Origin of the sequence: Paraburkholderia oxyphila NBRC 105797 (assembly GCF_000685075.1) — a bacterium.
Lineage (GTDB): Bacteria > Pseudomonadota > Gammaproteobacteria > Burkholderiales > Burkholderiaceae > Paraburkholderia > Paraburkholderia oxyphila.
In genome coordinates, this window is sequence record NZ_BAYD01000006.1 from 79,316 (window position 1) to 99,336 (window position 20,021).

Consider the following 20,021-nt stretch of genomic DNA (forward strand, 5'->3'; position numbering starts at 1 on the left):
GTCAGGCTGCTGTTCGACGCCGTGGTTGCGCGAGGTGCGCTTGATGTGTGGGTGGACGTTTTGGCTTCCATCTGCAGCGAAGTTCCCTGAGTGAGGAGTTTGCGATGAAGGTTCTGGTAGCGGTAAAGCGGGTCGTTGATTACAACGTCAAGGTTCGTGTCAGGGGAGACGGAACGGACGTGGACATCAGCAACGTGAAGATGAGCATGAACCCATTCGACGAAATCGGTGTCGAGGAAGCCGTGAGGTTAAAGGAGTCAGGTGGGGCGAGCGAAGTGATTGCAGTCTCGTGTGGACCGGCTCAATGCCAGGAGACGCTGCGAACTGCGCTGGCCATCGGCGCTGACCGCGCTATTCACATCGTTACGGATGAGGAGCTTCAACCTCTCGCGGTCGCGAAGTTGCTCAACGCAATCGTTCAGGAAGAGCGGCCTGGCCTTGTGATACTCGGCAAGCAAGCAATCGACGATGACGCGAATCAAACAGGTCAGATGCTCGCGGCACTCGGTGGGATGCCCCAAGCCACGTTCGCATCGAAGTTGGAGGTCGGCGGTGACAAAGCGATCGTTTCGCGCGAAGTCGACGGAGGCGGTGAGACGCTGTCGCTCAAGCTCCCGGCAGTGGTTACGACAGACCTGCGTCTCAATGAGCCGCGATACGTCACGCTGCCCAACATCATGAAGGCCAAGAAGAAGCCTTTAGCAACGATTGAAGCCTCTGAACTCGGTGTGGATATGCGGCCGCGTCTGAGGACGCTCAAAGTCGCTGAGCCTGCCATGCGCGGGGCAGGGGTGAAGGTGCCAGACGTGCGGACGTTGGTGGAGAAACTCAAGACTGAAGCCAAAGTGCTGTAAAGGAAACGTGAAATGACGATTCTTCTAATTGCAGAACACGACAACGTGTCGTTGAAGCCCGCTACGCTCCACACCGTGACCGCCGCTCAGAAAGTTGGGGGTGACATCCATATTCTGGTCGCCGGTCAGAATGCAAGCACTGTGGCGCAAGCTGCTTCGAAGATTGATGGGGTTGCGAAGATTTTGCTGGCTGATGCGCCGCAACTAGCGGACGGCCTTGCTGAAAACGTCGAGTCGACAGTCTTGAAGCTGGCGAAGAACTATTCGCATATCTTTGCGCCGGCAAGCGCGTTCGGGAAGAACGTCGCCCCGCGTATCGCGGCGAAGCTGGATGTCGCACAAGTTAGCGACATAACCGCGATTGTCTCGGCCGATACGTTCGAAAGGCCCATTTACGCTGGCAACGCGATTGCAACCGTTCAATCGTCTGACGTCGTCAAGGTGGTCACGGTCCGCTCGACCGCGTTCGATGCAGCTCCTGCGGAGTCTGGCAATACGCCTGTCGAGTCAGTCGAAGTGCCAGCTGACTCGGGAGTTTCGGCGTTCGTCAGCCGCGAGCTGGCGAAGCTGGAGCGCCCAGAGCTGACCACTGCCGCAGTCGTTGTTGCCGGCGGGCGTGGTCTTGGTAGCGCCGAAAATTTCCATTCGGTACTTGCGCCCTTGGCTGACGCGCTCGGCGCGGCTCTGGGTGCGTCCCGCGCAGCTGTCGACGCAGGCTATGTGTCCAATGTCTACCAGGTTGGCCAGACAGGGAAGATTGTCGCGCCGCGGCTGTACTTTGCAGTTGGCATCTCGGGCGCGATTCAGCACCTTGCCGGCATGAAAGATTCCAACGTCATCGTCGCAATAAACAAGGATCCCGAAGCACCCGTCTTCGGCGTGGCTGACTACGGCCTTGTTGGTGACCTCTTTAGCGTTGTACCTGAATTGGTTTCGGAGTTGGGGAAAGCTTGAGGTAGTTCGTTTCACGGCTACACCGTTCCCATTGAACTCCAGACCGGAGCGATAGGCACATGCGTACGAAATCATTTCGTCTGTCGCTCCGGCTAAAAGCCGCGCGCCTCCGAAATCGACTTACCTCATACCGGAGCATGTTCCTGGCATGCTTTGCCGGTCCCTCTGAAGCAGCTGCCACCCATTACCTATGCGTGGAAGTGGTTCATGGCTTGTGCTCTACGGTCTTTTCGCGGCAAGAGGGGAGCGACTGGGTACTGCTTGCTGCTGCAGCGACCGATTTGCTCGACGACGCTGGCCAGGTGCAGTCGAGCTTTCCTGTGCGAGGTGAAGGAGCCTCGCTCAGGGTCATTTGACACTTGTATTCGTAATATTAGACGCCCCCGCAGAGCAGGAAAGCTATCAGCGAGGCCACCTGTGGCGGACGCCACCCCTCAGTATGGAGAGATGGAGCAGTGAGTATTTCTACGGTGTTTGAAGGACTTCCCGAAACCGAACGAGAGTCGATGGAATACGATGTTGTCATCGTCGGGGGCGGCCCTGCGGGCCTGTCGGCAGCTATCCGTCTCAAACAGCGCGCGGCTGAGACTGGTGCTGAAATCGGCGTCTGCGTGCTCGAAAAAGGGTCGGAGATTGGTGCGCACATTCTTTCTGGTGCTGTCATGGACCCGCGTGCAATCGGCGAACTCTTTCCCGACTGGAAGGAGAAAGGCGCTCCCTTGAACGTTGAGGTCACTGAAGACAGCTTCCTTTTCCTGTCAGAGAAGAGTGCGAAGGCGGTGCCCAACTGGGCGCTCCCGGCCAATTTCAAGAACCACGGCAACTATGTCATCAGTCTCGCAAATGTGACCCGTTGGCTTGCTCGGGAAGCGGAGGCGCTTGGTGTCGAAATCTTCCCAGGCTTTCCCGCTGCCGAAGTGCTCTACAACGAGGATGGCTCCGTCAAGGGAGTGGCGACCGGGAATCTCGGCATCGGAAAAGACGGCAAGCCGACAGAGAACTTTCAGTTGGGCATGGAACTTCACGCGAAGTACACCCTGTTCTGCGAAGGCGCACGCGGTCACCTTGGTCGCCAATTGTCAGAACGGTTCAAGTTGCGTGATGGAGCAGATCCTCAGGTCTACGGCATCGGCATCAAGGAATTGTGGGAAATCGACCCGGCAAAGCACCAGGCGGGCCTGGTAATCCACACTGCGGGCTGGCCTCTCAAGAGCGACACTTACGGCGGGTCCTATCTCTACCACACCGATAACAATCAGGTGATGGTGGGTTTCGTTGTCGGTCTTGGATACACCAACCCTTATCTGTCACCGTTTGAAGAGTTCCAACGCTACAAGACACATCCCGAAATAAGGAAATTTCTGGAAGGCGGCAAGCGGGTCTCGTATGGAGCACGAGCGATTACGGCCGGTGGTCTAATGTCGCTGCCTAAGCTCGTTTTCCCTGGAGGGGCGTTGGTCGGGGACGATGCGGGCTTCCTCAATGCGTCGCGTATTAAGGGCTCTCACGCGGCAATCAAGACCGGGATGCTTGCAGCCGATGCCGCGTTCGATGCTGTGCGCTCGGGACGCCAGAACGACCACCTGGACGCATACCCCGAGTCCTTCAAGACTTCGTGGCTATATACAGAACTCTACAAAGCTCGGAACTTCAAGCAATGGATGAGCAAAGGGCTGTACCTCGGCACATTGATGGTCGGCGTGGAGCAGAAGCTGCTCGGCGGCAACGTTCCTTGGACACTTCATCACCGCTATTCCGACCATGAGACGCTAAAGCCTGCGTCTCAGTGCACACCAATCGAATATCCGAAGCCTGACGGCAAGTTGACATTCGACAGGCTTTCCTCCGTGTTCATTTCGAATACGAATCACGAAGAAAACCAGCCGGCCCACCTGACGTTGAAGGACCCACGTGTCCCTATCAAGGTCAATCTCAGCACTTACGCTGGCCCGGAGTCGCGATTTTGCCCTGCAGGCGTCTATGAGTTTGTGAAGACCGAGCAGGATGAGGACCGTCTGCAAATCAACGCGCAAAACTGCGTGCATTGCAAGACGTGCGACATCAAGGACCCGACGCAAAACATCGTATGGGTTACGCCAGAGGGAGGCGGTGGCCCTAACTATCCGAATATGTAACTCCCACTCGGGCGCCCCTCGGTGAGCGGCGCCCGAGTGCGTTTTCGTTTAGCTGTATGACTGTGGCGGCGCCGTGTCGACCGTCACCTTTGCGTTCCAACGTAGATGAGCGCGGGGCAATGCACGCGACGCACTATCGTTTCCCCTGACGCACTGAAAAACTATTTTGACTCACGCGTATGTTCGTGCATACTGACTGGGCGGTCTAATTTTATGGTTATCCGGTCGAATCTTTGACCCGAAGGGACTGAGAAGCGGCCGGCAAAATTTAAGTTGGTGCTGACAAGTCGGATATTCCCCGAGTCCGCACATACACAACTGGAGCTGGTGAGCAGCATGGGTAACCTTTCAGAAGTGAGCACGATACCGAAGACACTAGCCGCGGCTTCGAAGCCGTTGCTGAAAATCGACGCTGTCTCGAAGGCGTTCGGCGAGCATCAGGTTCTGCTCAACGTCAACCTTCAGATGGCCGCAGGGGAAGTTGTGGCAGTGATTGGTCCGAGTGGCTCTGGTAAGAGCACGCTGCTGCGTTGCATCAATCAACTCGAGCCCCCCACATCGGGCTCGGTGACGGTTGATGGAGTTCAGATTGTTGCCGGGCAGGCACCGGGTAAGACCAAGCTGAATCACTTCCGGCGCACGCTTGGAATGGTCTTCCAGTCGTTCAATCTCTTCCCGCACCTGACGGTCCTAGAGAATGTCAGCCTTGCGCAGTGCCGTGTCCTTGGGCGTTCGAGGGATGAAGCCAACGAGCGGTCGCTTGCCCTTCTGAAGCGAGTCGGCTTGGCGGACAAGGCGAAGCAGTATCCCGCGCGTTGTTCCGGCGGTCAGCAGCAACGTATTGCAATCTCTCGCGCATTGGCTCTCGACCCCAAAATTATGCTCTTCGATGAGCCTACCTCCGCGCTCGACCCGGAGGTCGGTCTCGAGGTGCTTGCCGTTATGAGAGAGCTTGCAGAAGACGGCATGACGATGATGGTGGTCACGCACGAGATGCGTTTCGCGGAAAGCGTGTCCGACCGGGTCATCGTCATGGCAGACGGCGGCATCCTCGAAGAAGGGCCGAGCAAGGAAGTGATGCAAAACCCGAAGACCGAGCGCGTCCGTCGTTTCCTTTCCGCAGTGAGGGACCGGTGATGGAAGAGCTTTTTTCGACGATTGCGATTGCGCTCGTTCACGCACTGCCGTGGACGCTGATGCTTACAGCAACGTCCTTTGCCATTGGGTCTGTTCTCGCGATTCCAATTTGTGCTGTGGCGTCGTCAAAAAACTCCATCGTACGAACCGTCTCGCACTCAATCATCTTGGTGGTTCGCTCTGTTCCGCCGATTGTATGGTTGTTCATCATTTTCTTTGGTATCGGAAACGGACTCGTGCCGCTTAGCCCCGTGACGTCCGCACTCATCGGGCTCGGTCTAATCACTGCAGTCAATCTTGCAGAGATTTACCGCGGTGCAATGAAAGCAGTGCCCGCTGGGCAGTTCGAAGCTGCGAAAGTTTTGGGGTTGTCGGGAATTCGCCAATACACCGATGTGCTTGCACCTCAGATTTTCCGCGTTGCGCTGCCGTCTGCTGCCACCTACGCGATTGGGCTTTTGAAGGACACGGCTGTCGCATCGACCATTGGTGTTCCGGAAATGGCGCAAGCCGCATACCGCGTTTCTCAGCAGACGTTCAGGGGGCTCGAGGTGTATCTCATTTCTGGTGCGCTGTATTTCGCGATTAGTCTGGTAATGGCCTACGCGTCAAGAAGCCTTGATAAACGCATGAGACTACGGATTGCACGATGAACACGCTTATTGGTTTGTGGATGCAGTGGTTGCCCACGCTGTCCGAGGGGCTGCTCACAAGCGTCAAGGTGACCGTTCTCTGTATGCTGATTGGTGTTCCGCTCGGCCTCGTGTTCGCGTTGGCCGTAAGCATTCAGAATCGGGCTGTGAGAACTGCCGCTGTTGTACTGGTGGAGCTTGGGCGAGGAGCGCCCGCACTCATTCTGCTTCAGTTCTTCTATTTTGGACTGCCGTCCGTACATCTTACGCTGTCGTCCTTTTTGTCTTCAGTGCTGGCGCTCGCGTGGTGTACTGGTGCCTACACGAGTGAAATCATCCGCGCTGGCTTGCAAGCTGTTCCACACGGTCAGCGCGAGGCTTCCTACGCCATCGGGCTGTCCGAAGTGGACACCCTTCGCCTGATTGTTGTGCCGCAGGGCCTTCGCGTCTCAATCCCGCCACTGCTCGGATTTGCGGTAATCATGCTCCAGACGACATCGTTGTGCTTTACGGTGGCATTGCCTGAGCTTGTGACAAAGGCACAGCAAATTGGAAACGAGACTTTCCTGTACATGCCCGTGCTGTTGCTGGCCGCTCTGATGTACACGCTGATTTGCGTGCCTTCCACGTTACTTGTTTCTTCGCTTGAGCGTCGTCTGTCGCGCCATGAGGCGCGGGCATAGACGGCAAATCAAGTCTCGACGGCAACTTGCATCGATTAAACCTACAAGCTGGATATTCGACTACACACATGGATGGGTTCATCATGAAGCAATCGCATAACGCCATTGGTCTTGCTGCAATGACCGTATTAAGTCTTGTCAGCGTGACGAACGCATTCGGTGAATGCAAGCCGGCTCACCAGTTTAAGACGGTGACGCCAGGTGTGTTGACTATCTCGACCGCTGAGTTTCCGCCGTTTGATATCCCGGGTAATGATGGGGCGCTCGGCGGCGTCGAGGGCGATATTCTCAAGAAAATCGCTGATAAGGAATGCCTCAAAATCAATGCGCAGCCAGTCGGCTTCAGTTCTGCAATCCAGTATGTTCTGACCGGAAAGGCGGATGTTTCGGCTGGCCAGTGGTATCGCACTGCGGATCGGGCTAAGGTCGTTGGGCTGACGGCTCCGCTTTATCTCGACCAGCTCGCGATTTACTCCAAGGAAGGCTACACCAAGCTCGGTGACCTCAGCGGAAAGCAAGTTGGGACCGTGCAGGGTTACAACTGGACGGCTGACCTTCAGGCGCTCTACAAAGACAACCTGAAACTTTACCCGACGCCCGTCGCCCTCGCTCAGGACCTCCAGGCAGGTCGAGTGGACGCAGGCCTGGACAGCGTTGCAACCGGTCGTTACGCGCAGAACAAGGGCGGCTATGCTGGAATGAAGATTCTTGTCGGCGCGCCTGACCCGCGCGTTCGCGCGTCGGTCAATCCGGCTCAGATTGGTTTTGTGTTCGCAAAGGGCAACGAGGCACTGGGTGCGGCGCTCGACGCCGACATCGCCCAGATGCAGAAGAACGGCGAGGTTGCTCAGATTCTGAAGTCGTACGGTATGGACCCCAAAGGCGCTGATGTTGGCCCGGCTCGACTGATTCCGTAAGGCACCAGAACTTGGTTGTCGGCGCGACTCTCCGTCCAGGCAATACCGTAAAAAACTGACAAACATACAGAGACTTCTATGAGTTCACGTATCAACTTCATCAACCCGTTCGGTACGCCGCAGTACAACAAGTTGATTGAAGAAACCTTGGCGCCGTATCTGCGCAACGGGACGGAGGTCGTCGTGACAAACACGACGAACTGCCCGGAGAATATCGACTACTACTACAGCAAGCATCTCATCGAAGAGGCCGTTTTCAATGAGGTCATCAAGGCCGAGAAGGCAGGCTTCGATGCGGTCATCGTCGGTTGCTGCTATGACCCGGGTGTTCGCGTTTCCCGGGAGCTGGTTGATATCCCGGTCGTCGGTCCTCTCGAGGCGACGATGTTGTTCGCGCCGTACTACGGGCATGACTTTGTCGTGGTGACTGACCACCATAAGGCGGTCCCATATCTTCGCGACATGGTTCGCGTATATGGCCTTGACGCGAATTGCCACGGCGTCTCGTGTATCGACTGGTTCGCGGAGGACATGATTAAGGACACGCAGGCGGTCGCCGTCGACGCTGCCAATAAGGCTGTCGCCGCGATGGAGGCGAACGACGCAGAAGTGTGCGTCTTCGGCTGCACCCTTATCTCCGCAAGCTATGAGAAGTGGCTGCGCGACACCGGGGCGGTGCGCAATCATGCTCTTCTTAACCCGAATACGATGGCGCTGAAGATGGCGGAGGCGTTGGCCGACCTTCGAAGCCAAGGCGCGTATCAAATCAGTCGTCGTGGCTACTATCAGCAACTACAGCAGCACAGCCCGGGAGAGTTCGAGTTAGTGCGCAGTAAGTTTGCTCGTAAGTAATCGAAGTTCTGGCAATCCACGGAGGTATTAAATGGTCGACCTTACTGGCCGCGTTGCAGTGATAACCGGGGGCGAGACTGGCATTGGGCTGGCAATCTCGCGAACACTGGCGCTCGCTGGCGCCAAGACGATTATTGGCGGCATCCTGGTTGAGGCTGGCGAAAAGGCAGCTCGCGACATCACCGAGGAGGGCGGCGTCGTCACGTTCGTGAAGACTGACGTTCGCTTCGAAGAGCAGGTTGAGCGCCTCGTTCAGGAGGCTGTAGACCGATACGGTAAGATTGACATCATGGTCAATAACGCCGGTGTGTTCGACGGATTCGCGGATTGCGTCGAAACTTCGCCGGAACTGTGGGACCAGGTGCTGAACATCAATCTGCGAGGTTGCTATCTGGGTATGCGTGCGGCTCTGAAACGGATGGTTCCTCAAGGGTCCGGTCGCATAATCAATACCGCATCGGTCGGTGGCCTGCGCGGCGCTGCTGACGGCGCCTCCTACACGGCCTCGAAGTTCGGCATGGTGGGTTTGACGCGGCAAGTTGCATGCTCGCACACGGAGCACGGAATCACGATTAACGCCATCTGTCCGGGCGTCATCGCGACCGATATTCGGCAGAACTCCGGCTCGATTCTCGGCGATGCGGCGACGACAATGAGTCGAGGTGTTGGCAGTGACCCGGACGGCTACAAGCGCATGGTGCCCGCACGCCGAAAGGGCTTGCCTCAAGAGGTTGCTGACGTCGCCGCGTTCCTCGCATCGGACTCCGCGAGCTACGTATCTGGTCAGGCAATTGCTATCGATGGCGGCTGGACGGCCACCTAAGCATTGAACATGGTGTGTCGGATGCGAGCAGCGTCGGCTGTTTTTCTCCGACACGTATCAAAGTGGACTGCGAGTGGCAGGTCGGTTGGAGAGCTTGACCCGCTAGGCTGAGCATATTCTCCAGCTAATTGATGAGCGCGCTGCATTCGATTCCTAGTTGATTAAGAGTCCTCTGGATAATCGATACACGGATCTACAGACATGACTACAGTTTGCCTAACCTTTGATTTCGACGCCGTTTCAATCTGGCTTAGCACGTTTAAGCAAGTCACACCGACGCCGTTGTCGCGCGGCGAATACGGCGCTCGCGCGGGCTTGCCCCGCATCTTGGCAATGCTTGCAAGGCAGGGCGTGAAGGCGACGTTCTTCACGCCGGCCCATACAGCGCGAACGTTTTCGGATGAAGTGAAGGCCATCGTCGATGGCGGACATGAGATTGGCGTACACGGTCTCGTGCACGAGTCTCCTGTAGGCCTTCCGATTCAAGAAGAACGCGCGATGCTTCACGAAAGCATTGAAACACTTCAGAGCATCATGGGGAAGCGCCCGGTCGGCTATCGCTCGCCGGCGTGGGACCTCAGCGACAACACGATCGCGCTGCTCGAGGAGTTCGGACTCCAGTACGACAGCAGTCTTATGTCTCAGGACTTCCACCCCTTCTTCGCACGCCAGGGTGATGTGATGACCGAGGAGCGTCTGTCCTTTGGGAAGGAGAGTTCCATTCTGGAGTTCCCCGTCGCCTGGGAACTGGACGACTACCCGTACTTCCATTTTGCTTCGCGTCCTATCAATCAGGGACTTCGGCTTACGGAAGATGTCCGCTCGCTCTGGCAGGCAGAGTTTGACGCTGCGCACGAGGAGGGTGGGGTTTTCACGTTGACCTGTCATCCGGAAATCATCGGACGGGCTCCGCGAGTCAAGATGCTGGAAGAGTTGATTCAACACATGCGGTCGCAGGATGGTGTGAAGTTCGCAACGATGGCGGATGCCTGCAAGTCTCTTAAATGAGCCGAGACGAGTAGCGAAAGCCTGATTTTTTCGTATTAAATTCTGAGGAAGAAAAATGAGCGCCGTGCAAGCACAAGCAACTGAGCAGATTGGCCAAAACGCCAAGTATTATGAAGAACTTGAAGTGGGAACGGAGTGGCTGAGCCCGCGCCGCACCATCACCGAAGCGGACATCGTTATGTTCGCCGCTGTCACCGGCGACCATAACCCGGTGCATACCGACGAAGAGTTCGCGAAGGGCACCGTATTTGGTGGCCGCATTCTTCATGGCCCGGCAGCCTTTGCTATCGCGACTGGTCTTGAAAGCCGTCTTGGTATCAAGGAAGGCACCGCAATCGCATTCCTGGGCATGACGTGGGATATGCGTGGCCCCGTGAAGATTGGCGACACGATTTACGTCCGCGAGAAAGTTACGTCGAAGCGCGAAACGAAGAAGCCCACGACCGGCATCGTGAACTTTTATGTTGCCATTGAAAACCAGCGTGGAGAGGTGGTACAAGATGGTGAGTGGAAAGTGATGATGAAGCGCGCCCCCCGCGCGACGAGCGTTTAATTGCTTCCGTCGGCGCGATTGAGGACTCGGGAAACCTGAAAATGCAAATGGTGAACACGGATATCGGAGCGCACGCGTTGCGCTGTGGGCAATCGGTCGCACTGCGCGGCGCAGGACGGTCTTTGACTTACGCAGAGTTAGTCAATGAAGCGGAGCGTGTCGCTGGTCGACTGACCGCACTGGGCGTAACGAGGGATACTCCAGTAGCCGTGCTCTGTGAGAATCGCATTGACGTAATGCTTCTGTACTATGCAGTCGGCAAGATGGGCGGTACGTTCATCCCCGTGAACCCTAGTCTCACAGCGCCTGAGGTCGCATACATTCTGGAGCACGGCGACGTTGCTGTGCTCCTGCACGACGAGAAGATGGCTCCGATTGCTGTTGCAGCCCATGACCAGTGTTCGAGCGGAAGACTTGTTCACCTGGAAAGCTTCCGTGAGACGGAACCCGCGGAGTTTTCTGTGGGCGTCTTGCCTCCGCAAGACAACTTCCTCATCGTGTATACGTCTGGCTCTACCGGAAAGCCGAAAGCCGTCATCTTCGACCAGGAAGCCGAAGTCGCTGGCAATCGCTCGCTGATTGAAATGTGGGGCATGAGCGCCGCTGATGTCACTGTCGTCGCGCTTCCCCTCGGGTTTCTTTACGGGTTGTCGACCGCAGCAGCGACCGCACTTCAGGCGGGTGGCGAAGTTGTGGTGATGCGCCGCTTCCATCCGCGTGAAGTGCTTGAGGCATTCGTCCAACACCGCGCCACGGTGTTCCAGGGTGTGCCGACGATGTTCGCCATGATGCTTGAGTACGCAGAGCAGAACAACGTCGACATCGACTTGTCTTCGATGAGGTTGCTCATCTCGGCCGGTGCACCGCTTTCCCGGGAACTTCGAGGTCGGTTTGAGCGAAAGTTCAAGAAGCGCATCGACGACTATTACGCGATGACAGAGGTTCGCCCCGTCTTCGGACGCTACTTTGACGATGCTACGCCGGTACCCGAAACTGCGATTGGCAAGCAGGCCCCAGGCGTGAAGATTTCGATCGTCGATGGCACCGGCGCGGAAGTACGGGAAGGAGAAGTGGGCGAGTTGTTGGTTCGAGCGCCCTCAACGACGCGTGGCTATCTCAAAAACGAAGCGTTGAGCAAGGAATTGTTTGTCGATGGAATGTTACGAACCGGCGACCTCGGTTACCGCGACGCGAACGGCTACTACTATCTGACTGGGCGCATCAAAGACATCATCATCCGTGGCGGAGCGAATATCGCGCCCGCGGAAGTTGAGGATGTACTTGCGACACATCCCGCCGTACAGAGTGTTGCGGTGATTGGGGTTCCAGACGAAAAATTCGGGCAACTCGTGGCTGCGTACGTCGTTGGTCGCGAAGGCACTTTCAACGATGACGAGCTGCGTGCGTTCTGCAGCCAGCGTCTAGCCGATTTCAAAGTGCCGAGCTACTTCGTTCGGTCGGTCTCACTCCCGCTTGGCGTGACCGGTAAAGTCGATAAGGCTTCGTTGCTGCGCTATTGGATGGAAGGGAATCGATGAAACCCGAATTTAAGATTTCAATCGCGTCGTTTGGGACGCGTCGCTATGGCTCGCTCAAGGATTTTGAGGCGCACGTAGAGGGCTTGGTCGAGAAGGCCACAAGCGCTGGAAGTGCGGTTCTTCTCCTGCCCGAATTGACGTCTACCGGGCTGCTCTGGACACATCCGGATGCTGCGAGCGTGACCACGAAAACGGTCGGAGAATTTTATCGCCGTGTGCTGACGCCACTCGTCGACGACTACTGTGCGGTTCTAGCGGGGCTTGCGCAAGAGTACCATATCACTATTGTCGGCGCGTCCTTCTGGCATGAGGAAGATGGCATCGGTCGCAACAGTGGTTGGATTTTCCGGCCTGACGGCAAGGTCGAGCGCCAGGACAAGCTTCACATGACGCGGGGCGAGCGCGCAATTTCGACCTCGGGCGGCGACGGCCTGAATTCGTTTGACATCGACGGTGTAAAGTGCGGCCTCTTCATTTGCTATGACGTTCAGTTCCCAGAACTCACGCAGCACCTGGTAAGCCAGGGTGTAGAAGTCTTGTTTGTGCCCTCGCTTACCGAAGAGCGTGGTGCCTGGCGTGTCTGGCATAGCGCTCACGCACGCGCGCTTGAGAGCCAGCTCTTTGTGTGCGTATCGACGCTCGTGGGCCCCCTGGAGATCCCCAGTGACTATCAGTCCGTCGCTTCCGGGCGCGCGTTCGTTGCGTGTCCAATCGATAACCGTTTCAAGGTCGCAGATGGGACGTACGCGGTGGGGAATGAGGGCGAAGATTTGCTTACCACGTCGCTTGACCTCGAAACGCTTCGAATGTCGCGTGAGAAGGCTGAAGTCCGTCAGCTGATTGACCGGCGGCCGGAGCTATACAAAGCGCTGGTCGAAAGGAGTATCGCGTGAGGTCTGAGCACTAGCGGTGCGCGCACGGACGTGGAGGCTGCTGGTAGCGCTGATTTGTCGGCCACGTCATGCGCGAGTGTGGCCGAATCTTTGCCGGAAGTGCATGCGCTAGTCCTTCGCCTCCGGCCTTTTCGTTTTCTTTAGTGACAACGCCGGACTATAGCCTTCTAGCAGCGGGGCGTCGGCAGCAACTGCTGCGGCGAGGCTGCGTTGCAGACCTTCGGGAAATGGGGTCGCTTTTCGGGTTACGAGGCTGACGTTCAAGGAAAGCTGTTCCATCGTTGCTGAAATGCGGCCGTCGCGAACACGGCGTAGCTCGAACAGACACAGGAGCCGCTTTTCGTCTACAGCGATGAGTCGAATCGTGAGTTCGAGTTCGTCACCGCGCACAAGTTCGGCGAGGTAGCGTGTGTTCAGTTCGACCGTGAATATCCCGTTCTTCTCCTCGCGCGTATATGACTCCCCAACGCCATAGTTTGCGAGGAGTTCATACCCGACACGGTCGAACACCTCCACATGTCGAGCTGCGTTCATGTGACCGTACAAATCAATCCAGTCACTCTGTACTACCAGGCGGCGCGTTGGCCTGTTCTCTCGGTGCAAAATCTCGTATGACATGTGTGTTCCTCAAGTTAAGCCTGCTTCTGCCCTTCGCGCTATCGGACGGCTGTGGGTCGGGCCGCCCGGCACAATCTATGAAGCAACGGAGTTAGCACGGCAGTAGGGGAATCGCTAAGGTACAAGCAGTTGACTCAACGGTCAAAAAAAATGACAATAGAAACTGGGACTCGAGTAGAGTTCAATGTGGATGCGACTTTGGCTCCCGGCGTCGAATTTGATAGGACGATGATGAGCTTCGACACCTACCGCGGTGTTGTATACCCCGCCCAAACCGATGCGATGGGACACATGACGGTCCAATACTATGTCGCAGCGTTCGACCAGGCGATGTGGCATCTGGTTGCGAGACTGGGTTACAACCCCGATTGGCGCAATGAGCTGGACGAGGGCTGGGCGGACGTTCGCTATGAAATCGACTTTCGGTCCGAACTGAAAACTGGAGACCTGTTTTCGGTCGTGAGCAAAGTTGTCAATGTAGGCAAGAGTTCGCTGAAGTCTTCGCATCAGCTCGTCGGGCAGAATGGTGTTGTTGCTGCAGAGCTGGCGATGACATCAGTCTATTTCCATCTGAAAGACAGGAAGAGTATCCCGATTCCTGATGTGATTCGGGATGAAGCGCTGAGCGCTACGAGCTCGGAGTTCAAATAACACAATATGTGGGAAGCTGGCCGAGCAGAACGGTAAGTGCCCGTCACGGAGTAAGACATGAAGCAAGACAAGCGAGAGCAGCTGAAAGCGAAAAAGCAGGCATATGTTCAAGATGAAATCTTGTCGTCTGCGGTTACGCTCTTCGCCGAGCGTGGCTTCCGTGCGGTGACAATTGACGATATCGCATCCAATCTTGGATATACCAAGTCGGTCGTCTACTACTATTTCAAGAGCAAGAATGAGATTCTCTGGCAGATTTTTACGAGAATCTACGACACATATTTTGAGATGATTTCGTCTATCTCGGCGACGGACCTATCGCCTGAGGAAGCGCTCCGACAAATCATCATCGGTCACGCGATGAACGTGATGGAGCGTCGGGAGTGGACGGCTATTTACTTCCGCGAGGAGAGCGAACTCGACGAGAAGCAGCGGAAGCTCATGCTGAATCGTAAGCGCGAATACGATGCAACGATTGAAAAGGTTTACCGTGCTGGCGTTGAGGCGGGGGTATTCCAGGACATTCCCCCGCACGTTGCTGTTACTGGGATTCTCGGTATGTGCAACTGGCTGTATACGTGGTTCAGCGAGAAGGGGCCAATAACGGCAACGGAGATAGCGGAATACTATGTAGCCATGCTGACAAAGGGCTACCTTGTTGCGGGCAAGGCAAAGTCTGCGTCCGTGAAGTCTTCGGCAAACCTGCAGAAGGCTGCAGCTGTATAATTTTCCTCGTATCACTTGGGCACTTTCGGGGCGGTCTTGTCGTCCCGATGTGCTTGTCAATCGATTCTGCATTTGACCTACAGAGTCGCTGCTTCTCGGTGCATTTGACCGTCTTTCTGCTTTATCGTCTGTGCGCCTGCTGGCGCTTATGGCTACCCACCTGGGTGGGCGGCCATATTCCTCTAAAGCGCATCCATCTCACTAAGTCAGTAGACGCGGGTCTTGGCCGGCAGCACGGCGAAGCCATCGACCTCGACCTGTACTGCCTTGTCATAGAGCTGTACAACTGCGACGACGGCGCTCGCCGGCGGAGTGTGTGCTGCGTCAACAAACTCTGAGCGAACCTTCCGAAGAATTGGCACCATGCTCGGCTCGTAGTTCGCTACGTAGTACGTAAGTCTGGCTACAGCATCAAAGCCCACACCAGCATTGTTCAGCGTTCGCTTCAGTCCCTGAAACACAGCGCGCAACTGTGTCTCGAAATCACCCTCAACAAGATTCCCCTCTTCATCAGTCGGTACGTGCCCGCCGAGGATTAGCAGGTCGCCCCCCGAAATTTGCACGGCTTGAGAGACGCCGGGAAATGCTGCGCCCGGAGGATTGATCGCGGTAAGCATGGCAGGCTCCTTCGGAAATGACCAATTGGAGTAAAAAAATGACCATTGAGTATAACCTGTTGAGCCGTCGGATGCACCGGATAGACATAAATTTCGACCAGCTAGACTAAAATTTGTCCATGTAGTACATTTTTGACAGCTGGAAGATTAAGGCGAGAAGCCCCTTGGTATTCATCCAGTCTGAAATGGTGCTCAATTTTGGATAGCAAAATGACTACAGATACGAAGCGTGCGTGGGAAACCTCCGTCAGTGACGTCGAGGAGGCAAGTGTGTTTATCCGGGGCTACGACCTCGGGGAACTGATTGGACAACTGTCGTTTGCGTCAGCGTCCTATCTGCTCATCCGGGGCCGGTTGCCTACCCCCGGCGAGTCGAAGATGATGGAGGCGGTCCTGTGCTCGGTGCTCGACTACTCGCTGAAGAAGCCAGGAACCGTCGCCGCGCGCTATTGCGTTTCCGGTAACCCATCGATGGTGGCAGGTCTGGCGACCGCGGTACTGTCGGCGGGTGAATACACGCTGGCCCCTGATTCGGGTGGCACATTCATCGTCGCGACCTTTGCCGAATTCCAGAAGAGCGGGGACCCGATGGTCGCGGCTGCTGAGGACTTGATTTCTCGGATGCGTAGTTCTGGTCAGCGCGTCCCGGGGTTCGGGCACCCGAATTTCCGCTTTACCGACCCTCGCGCGCAGAAGCTCAAGCGCATTGCGCTGGAGAACGGAGTCTGGGGTGGCCTGTGTGACTGGTACGAAGCCGTTCACGCAGCATTCATCAAGCAGGCGAACAAGCCCGAATTGGTAATCAACGAAGTGGGCATGATGGCTGCGATTCTGGCGCAGATGGGATTCTCGCCTGCAGAGATGACTGGTCTCGCGTTGATTTCCACCATGCCAGGCGTCGTTGCCCATGTCTCGGAAGAGTTACAAAGCAAGGTCCGAATTCGGACTGTTGCGGACGGAGACGCCAGCTACGCTCGCGACCGCCATGATTTGGCCGGGGACCTCAAGGCGGCAGGCTGGTAACAGACGTCGTGATTTGTCTCATCTATAGCAGCGTTCCGGACCTGTGTCGGTGTCAGCATCAGCAGGAATTGGGGCAGTTGCCATACGCGACCGGCCCGGAAGGCGCCGTACAAGGGCGGCTTCGTACCACCGTCGCTTTTGTAAGGGTTCAACAGCGCCACGAGCAACGACGCGTCCTCGAAGAGTGTGTGTCCGGGTGGCGTAGCGACGTATGGCCCGAATTTGGGCCGCCGCCAGACATCTTCCGGATGGAGCACCCCGTCGAAGTCGAGATACAGCACCCACCCGTAATAACTGGAGGCGGCGTCGTGCATGGCCGCTGAGCAGGTGGGAGAAACCGGTTCATGTCGTACGGCGTTGCCTTGTTGCCCCGGCTCCAGCGAGATATTTCGCTGCGTCTTCAATAGCCACGGCGAGGCTCCATTCGAGCCATGTGCTCGTGGTGCACGCCGGTCAGCCACAGGCGAATCCGCTGCTGTGAATTCTCATCGCTGATGCCGCGCGTCGGGTCGAGAAGAAGGAAGTGGTCGACCAGCTCTCCAGGTTCGCGTCCGAATCGCTCTGCGCCGAACACTGCGTCGTCGATGGCGAGCCAGTGCCTTAGCCGTTTGCCATAGACATAACTGGCGATGACATAAGTACGCTCAGTGCCATCAAGCACATAGCTGCGACGTGGCTTAATGCTACTGGTCGTGCCGACGACGCGCGGCCGCAGTTCGGGCGGCAGGTGGGCAATGACGCGCTCCTCTGGCAAGCGACGGACCCACGACGTTGTGAGCACAATCTCAACATCGGGATAAGGTGCAAGCAGTTCGGCAAGCACGGGCGCAAATTCGAGAAGCGGGCGCCCCGTGTCGAGCGTTATCTCATCGTCCTCGCCGATGTACGCGTTGCCCGCATGGAGGGTTCCATCGAAATCGACGAATAGCGTTGGCGTCATGTTGTCCATGACCAGGTGCACCGCTACAGGCTGCTCTCGCCCCGGCGAACGCTGCTCCATCACCTTGTACCAGTCGACGGTGTGGCCAACTGCCTCGAGAGCGTCGCTAGCGTCTTCCCGTTTCATAACTAGCATCTCTAGTCCGAACCCAGCGAGTACCATAAAGAGAGCATCCGTACCGACGGACAATCCATCTTCGATGCGACTCAAGTCAGTGACATCGACATAAAGATAGTCAGCAGCGTCGAGAAGGTTAAGCTCGCATCGCAGCCTAAAATCGCGAACCAGCCCGCCGAGCGCACGAAGGTCTGCGGCGTGCGGGACGAGCGCCGAATTCGGCGTTGATGATGCTGAAGGCATAGCGGTGGTCTGCGAGACAAATAGGTTCCCGGCTCCCAGAGACGGTTACCAGTTCAATAGTGCGCGATGCGGGAAATGAGCCATCGCCGCTCAGTGGGAGCCCCCACCTCGACGAACTCTGACCTAGTCAGCCAGGACGGCTCCTGCCGTAGTGCCAGCAACGCTCGCGCCGCGTGTAACGACTCATTCGTTGTCGGCTTTTTCGTGCTCGGGACAGCGCGTCTTTATCCAGTCGTTTGGAACCAACCTGCCGCGCTTGCCGCACACTTCGCAGAGGCGAGTGCTCATCAACGCGGCTACTTGGATCATGCCCGCCTGATAATCATTTGGTCCGTCCGAGTAAAAGCGGAGTCCACCGAATTTTTCCTTCACCTGCCGGGCGACGACCTGTGGCGCGCCGATTTTTGTCGCGTACTGAAGGTTCAGGCAGAGGGCGTCGATCAGGTCATACCACCCATCGCCGCATTCGACGCCCCAGGTTGCAAATAGCGTTGGCACAGCAGGGACTTCGGGATCATCGGGATCCCCAATGGGCTGGGCAGTAAAGATCAGCGGGTAGTCGGCGCGCAACTTGGCTTCCAATTCTGGGCTCAAATTCTTTCTCCGTTGTTGGCACTTCGACACACGCCGACTGAGCCTGGTGCTTCGTCGCTCGCGTTCCTCGCGGCGCCGAGCTTCCTGCGTTTTGATCTCGACAACATCGGGCGCAGACCAGCCACGATGCGGCCGCGCATGCGATAGCTACTCATGTCGGGATCCCATGCAGGATCCGCCCCAAGATGGCTTCCACCCGCTCGGCGCCGTCGGAGTCAGTCGTCGCAGCGTCATATGGCGTCTTGCCGCCGAGTTCAGGATGCGGATGGTGCATCCAGGCGTCGGCGTCGGCCGCGTCATCCCAGACATGCGTTGCAAGGCGCAGGAGCCGCCACGCCAGGCTCGGTTTTTCACGCCAGGCATTCATGTCGTCCACGGACACACCAGTGACCGACGGCTTTACGCAGCCTGCCAGATCCGCGATTGAGCTAGTTTTCTTCAGGTTCTGGTTTCCTTCGAGCGGCAATCCATTCTTTTCGAGTAACTCGTTGGCGGCCCTGATGAACTCACGAAGGGAATCAAAGTAGGCAGCATCTACGGCGGACGTGGGCGATGACGTGGTTCCGGCCAGCGCCAAGCTGCGCAGATCGGAAAGGCCGTCGCTCAGGTCGCGGTGTGAGACCCGGATCCACTCGCCGAGGGTGGCATTCACGCAGTGCTGACACAGGTCGAGGCCTAGCTCGGAACAGTCACCAAACACCGAATGGAACCCGGCGCGCCAAGCGAGCGACACCCGTTCGTGCCATTCGCCGTCGCTGTCCGCTGGGCTCATCCGGCGCCCACACCGGTCGCAGGTGCAGGCAGCCACTTCCTGGACAGTTTTCTCACGGTATTCGAGCATGCGCTACTCCTCCGACCACAGCGAGGGGCCGACCAGACACGTTTTATGCAGGCGTCAACGCCTGGTGCAGGGGGCCCACCGGCGTAGTGCAGTCATCGCAATACACACGACGCCAATAGGCTTCGCGATACTTGCCAGGCCTGCCGCAGCTCTCGCAGATATAGCGGGAACTCGCTTCCGCGATGTCTATGTAAGAGCGAATGCGTTCCGCAATATCCGCCGGGCACATGCTCCCAAGCAGTAACTCCACTTTGAGTTCACCACCGACTTGTGAGATGTCCGTGCAGATGGGAAGGATCGGGAAGGTCACGCGGCCGGTCGCGAGTGCACCTTCCAAGGCTGCGACTTTGTCCGGAAGCTGCAATTGGTCGTACAACAATGCACGTAGCTCGCACTCGACATCACGCGCCAGCGCTTCAATAATTGGATACCAGCCACCTCCGCACAGAATTCCAAAGTGCGAAATGTTCGCCGGGTATGACCAGGGAAAATGGACTGCGCGGAAGAAGAGCGGGTACTTTGCGAGCACCTCGTTCTGCCGGTAAGTCAGCGTCCACACGCGGGGTTGGGGGTGCAGCTCTGTGTCCACTGGTTCAACCATCTTAACCATTCGGCGCACGGCTGCCGAGTTCTCGATTGACCGTGTGCGACGCTGTGCTCGAGGAGCAGTCA

22 protein-coding genes are annotated in these 20,021 nt (G+C 57.0%); 16 read left to right on the forward strand and 6 right to left on the reverse strand.

Features of this window, described 5'->3' with window-relative positions; all coding sequences use genetic code 11:
* Positions 1-104: 104 nt before the first annotated feature.
* The 13 genes from BO1_RS05380 (at position 105) to BO1_RS05440 (ending at position 12,979) form a co-directional block, all read left to right on the forward strand.
* Positions 105-854: an electron transfer flavoprotein subunit beta/FixA family protein gene (locus BO1_RS05380; RefSeq protein ID WP_028216682.1), complete on the forward strand. Its 750-nt coding sequence runs from the start codon at positions 105-107 to the stop codon at positions 852-854.
* Positions 855-866: 12 nt separating this feature from the next.
* Complete coding sequence (locus BO1_RS05385; protein ID WP_028216683.1) at positions 867-1,808, forward strand: electron transfer flavoprotein subunit alpha/FixB family protein; 942 nt, start codon at positions 867-869, stop codon at positions 1,806-1,808.
* Between the two features lie 506 nt (positions 1,809-2,314).
* Positions 2,315-3,943 (forward strand): electron transfer flavoprotein-ubiquinone oxidoreductase, encoded by a 1,629-nt coding sequence (locus BO1_RS05390; protein WP_156992154.1) that lies wholly within the window; start codon positions 2,315-2,317, stop codon positions 3,941-3,943.
* A 336-nt stretch (positions 3,944-4,279) separates the two neighbouring features.
* Positions 4,280-5,080 (forward strand): amino acid ABC transporter ATP-binding protein, encoded by an 801-nt coding sequence (locus tag BO1_RS05395; protein ID WP_043283865.1) that lies wholly within the window; start codon positions 4,280-4,282, stop codon positions 5,078-5,080.
* On the forward strand, positions 5,080-5,733 hold the full coding sequence (locus tag BO1_RS05400; protein ID WP_028216686.1) for an amino acid ABC transporter permease: 654 nt from the start codon (positions 5,080-5,082) through the stop codon (positions 5,731-5,733). The genes BO1_RS05395 and BO1_RS05400 overlap by 1 nt, the downstream gene beginning before the upstream one ends.
* Positions 5,730-6,395 (forward strand): amino acid ABC transporter permease, encoded by a 666-nt coding sequence (locus BO1_RS05405; protein ID WP_028216687.1) that lies wholly within the window; start codon positions 5,730-5,732, stop codon positions 6,393-6,395. The genes BO1_RS05400 and BO1_RS05405 overlap by 4 nt, the downstream gene beginning before the upstream one ends.
* An 83-nt stretch (positions 6,396-6,478) precedes the next feature.
* Positions 6,479-7,312, forward strand: coding sequence for a substrate-binding periplasmic protein (locus BO1_RS05410; RefSeq protein WP_245643716.1), 834 nt, complete (start codon positions 6,479-6,481; stop codon positions 7,310-7,312).
* Between the two features lie 78 nt (positions 7,313-7,390).
* Positions 7,391-8,164, forward strand: a complete 774-nt coding sequence (locus BO1_RS05415; protein WP_028216689.1) for an aspartate/glutamate racemase family protein — start codon at positions 7,391-7,393, stop codon at positions 8,162-8,164.
* A gap of 31 nt (positions 8,165-8,195) precedes the next feature.
* Positions 8,196-8,987 carry an SDR family NAD(P)-dependent oxidoreductase gene (locus BO1_RS05420; protein WP_028216690.1) on the forward strand — a complete coding sequence of 264 codons (792 nt, stop codon included), beginning with the start codon at positions 8,196-8,198 and terminating at the stop codon, positions 8,985-8,987.
* A gap of 201 nt (positions 8,988-9,188) precedes the next feature.
* The gene (locus tag BO1_RS05425; protein WP_028216691.1) at positions 9,189-9,995 is read left to right on the forward strand and encodes a polysaccharide deacetylase family protein; all 807 of its coding nucleotides are present in this window, start codon (positions 9,189-9,191) and stop codon (positions 9,993-9,995) included.
* Positions 9,996-10,050: 55 nt separating this feature from the next.
* On the forward strand, positions 10,051-10,548 hold the full coding sequence (locus BO1_RS05430; protein ID WP_028216692.1) for a MaoC/PaaZ C-terminal domain-containing protein: 498 nt from the start codon (positions 10,051-10,053) through the stop codon (positions 10,546-10,548).
* Positions 10,503-12,086, forward strand: coding sequence for a class I adenylate-forming enzyme family protein (locus tag BO1_RS05435; protein WP_245643717.1), 1,584 nt, complete (start codon positions 10,503-10,505; stop codon positions 12,084-12,086). Before BO1_RS05430 ends, BO1_RS05435 begins: the two co-directional genes overlap by 46 nt.
* Positions 12,083-12,979: a carbon-nitrogen hydrolase family protein gene (locus tag BO1_RS05440; protein WP_028216694.1), complete on the forward strand. Its 897-nt coding sequence runs from the start codon at positions 12,083-12,085 to the stop codon at positions 12,977-12,979. The genes BO1_RS05435 and BO1_RS05440 overlap by 4 nt, the downstream gene beginning before the upstream one ends.
* A 108-nt stretch (positions 12,980-13,087) precedes the next feature.
* Here BO1_RS05440 and BO1_RS05445 read toward each other — a convergent pair whose 3' ends face one another.
* Positions 13,088-13,597, reverse strand: coding sequence for a thioesterase family protein (locus BO1_RS05445; RefSeq protein WP_084687774.1), 510 nt, complete (start codon positions 13,595-13,597; stop codon positions 13,088-13,090).
* Positions 13,598-13,825: 228 nt separating this feature from the next.
* Here BO1_RS05445 and BO1_RS05450 point away from each other — a divergent pair, with 228 nt between their 5' ends.
* Both BO1_RS05450 and BO1_RS05455 read left to right on the forward strand, forming a co-directional pair.
* Positions 13,826-14,248 (forward strand): acyl-CoA thioesterase, encoded by a 423-nt coding sequence (locus BO1_RS05450; protein ID WP_028216696.1) that lies wholly within the window; start codon positions 13,826-13,828, stop codon positions 14,246-14,248.
* A gap of 57 nt (positions 14,249-14,305) precedes the next feature.
* A complete protein-coding gene (locus BO1_RS05455) occupies positions 14,306-14,974 on the forward strand; it encodes a TetR/AcrR family transcriptional regulator (protein ID WP_028216697.1) in 669 nt (222 codons plus the stop codon).
* Between the two features lie 206 nt (positions 14,975-15,180).
* On the opposite strand, the gene BO1_RS05460 is transcribed toward BO1_RS05455, so the two are convergent.
* Positions 15,181-15,591: a RidA family protein gene (locus BO1_RS05460; protein WP_028216698.1), complete on the reverse strand. Its 411-nt coding sequence runs from the start codon at positions 15,589-15,591 to the stop codon at positions 15,181-15,183.
* A gap of 210 nt (positions 15,592-15,801) precedes the next feature.
* Here BO1_RS05460 and BO1_RS05465 point away from each other — a divergent pair, with 210 nt between their 5' ends.
* Positions 15,802-16,614 (forward strand): citryl-CoA lyase, encoded by an 813-nt coding sequence (locus BO1_RS05465; RefSeq protein WP_028216699.1) that lies wholly within the window; start codon positions 15,802-15,804, stop codon positions 16,612-16,614.
* A gap of 400 nt (positions 16,615-17,014) precedes the next feature.
* Here BO1_RS05465 and BO1_RS49775 read toward each other — a convergent pair whose 3' ends face one another.
* From BO1_RS49775 to BO1_RS60950, 4 genes are all read right to left on the reverse strand, one after another.
* On the reverse strand, positions 17,015-17,914 hold the full coding sequence (locus BO1_RS49775; RefSeq protein WP_043283867.1) for an HAD domain-containing protein: 900 nt from the start codon (positions 17,912-17,914) through the stop codon (positions 17,015-17,017).
* A gap of 183 nt (positions 17,915-18,097) precedes the next feature.
* Positions 18,098-18,508 (reverse strand): hypothetical protein, encoded by a 411-nt coding sequence (locus BO1_RS49780; protein WP_052409363.1) that lies wholly within the window; start codon positions 18,506-18,508, stop codon positions 18,098-18,100.
* A gap of 151 nt (positions 18,509-18,659) precedes the next feature.
* Entirely contained in the window at positions 18,660-19,349 is a 690-nt protein-coding gene (locus tag BO1_RS56875; RefSeq protein WP_063744664.1) for an MbcA/ParS/Xre antitoxin family protein, read from the reverse strand.
* Between the two features lie 43 nt (positions 19,350-19,392).
* Complete coding sequence (locus tag BO1_RS60950) at positions 19,393-19,959, reverse strand: hypothetical protein (RefSeq protein WP_043283871.1); 567 nt, start codon at positions 19,957-19,959, stop codon at positions 19,393-19,395.
* Positions 19,960-20,021 lie beyond the last annotated feature (62 nt).

Coding starts and splice junctions, on each gene's coding strand:
- BO1_RS05380 (WP_028216682.1), top strand. CDS start 105: ATGAAGGTTCTGGTAGCGGTAAAGCGGGTCGTTGATTACAACGTCAAG.
- BO1_RS05385 (WP_028216683.1), top strand. CDS start 867: ATGACGATTCTTCTAATTGCAGAACACGACAACGTGTCGTTGAAGCCC.
- BO1_RS05390 (WP_156992154.1), top strand. CDS start 2,315: ATGGAATACGATGTTGTCATCGTCGGGGGCGGCCCTGCGGGCCTGTCG.
- BO1_RS05395 (WP_043283865.1), top strand. CDS start 4,280: ATGGGTAACCTTTCAGAAGTGAGCACGATACCGAAGACACTAGCCGCG.
- BO1_RS05400 (WP_028216686.1), top strand. CDS start 5,080: ATGGAAGAGCTTTTTTCGACGATTGCGATTGCGCTCGTTCACGCACTG.
- BO1_RS05405 (WP_028216687.1), top strand. CDS start 5,730: ATGAACACGCTTATTGGTTTGTGGATGCAGTGGTTGCCCACGCTGTCC.
- BO1_RS05410 (WP_245643716.1), top strand. CDS start 6,479: ATGAAGCAATCGCATAACGCCATTGGTCTTGCTGCAATGACCGTATTA.
- BO1_RS05415 (WP_028216689.1), top strand. CDS start 7,391: ATGAGTTCACGTATCAACTTCATCAACCCGTTCGGTACGCCGCAGTAC.
- BO1_RS05420 (WP_028216690.1), top strand. CDS start 8,196: ATGGTCGACCTTACTGGCCGCGTTGCAGTGATAACCGGGGGCGAGACT.
- BO1_RS05425 (WP_028216691.1), top strand. CDS start 9,189: ATGACTACAGTTTGCCTAACCTTTGATTTCGACGCCGTTTCAATCTGG.
- BO1_RS05430 (WP_028216692.1), top strand. CDS start 10,051: ATGAGCGCCGTGCAAGCACAAGCAACTGAGCAGATTGGCCAAAACGCC.
- BO1_RS05440 (WP_028216694.1), top strand. CDS start 12,083: ATGAAACCCGAATTTAAGATTTCAATCGCGTCGTTTGGGACGCGTCGC.
- BO1_RS05445 (WP_084687774.1), bottom strand. CDS start 13,597: ATGTCATACGAGATTTTGCACCGAGAGAACAGGCCAACGCGCCGCCTG.
- BO1_RS05450 (WP_028216696.1), top strand. CDS start 13,826: ATGATGAGCTTCGACACCTACCGCGGTGTTGTATACCCCGCCCAAACC.
- BO1_RS05455 (WP_028216697.1), top strand. CDS start 14,306: ATGAAGCAAGACAAGCGAGAGCAGCTGAAAGCGAAAAAGCAGGCATAT.
- BO1_RS05460 (WP_028216698.1), bottom strand. CDS start 15,591: ATGCTTACCGCGATCAATCCTCCGGGCGCAGCATTTCCCGGCGTCTCT.
- BO1_RS05465 (WP_028216699.1), top strand. CDS start 15,802: ATGACTACAGATACGAAGCGTGCGTGGGAAACCTCCGTCAGTGACGTC.
- BO1_RS49775 (WP_043283867.1), bottom strand. CDS start 17,914: ATGCCTTCAGCATCATCAACGCCGAATTCGGCGCTCGTCCCGCACGCC.
- BO1_RS56875 (WP_063744664.1), bottom strand. CDS start 19,349: ATGCTCGAATACCGTGAGAAAACTGTCCAGGAAGTGGCTGCCTGCACC.
- BO1_RS60950 (WP_043283871.1), bottom strand. CDS start 19,959: ATGGTTAAGATGGTTGAACCAGTGGACACAGAGCTGCACCCCCAACCC.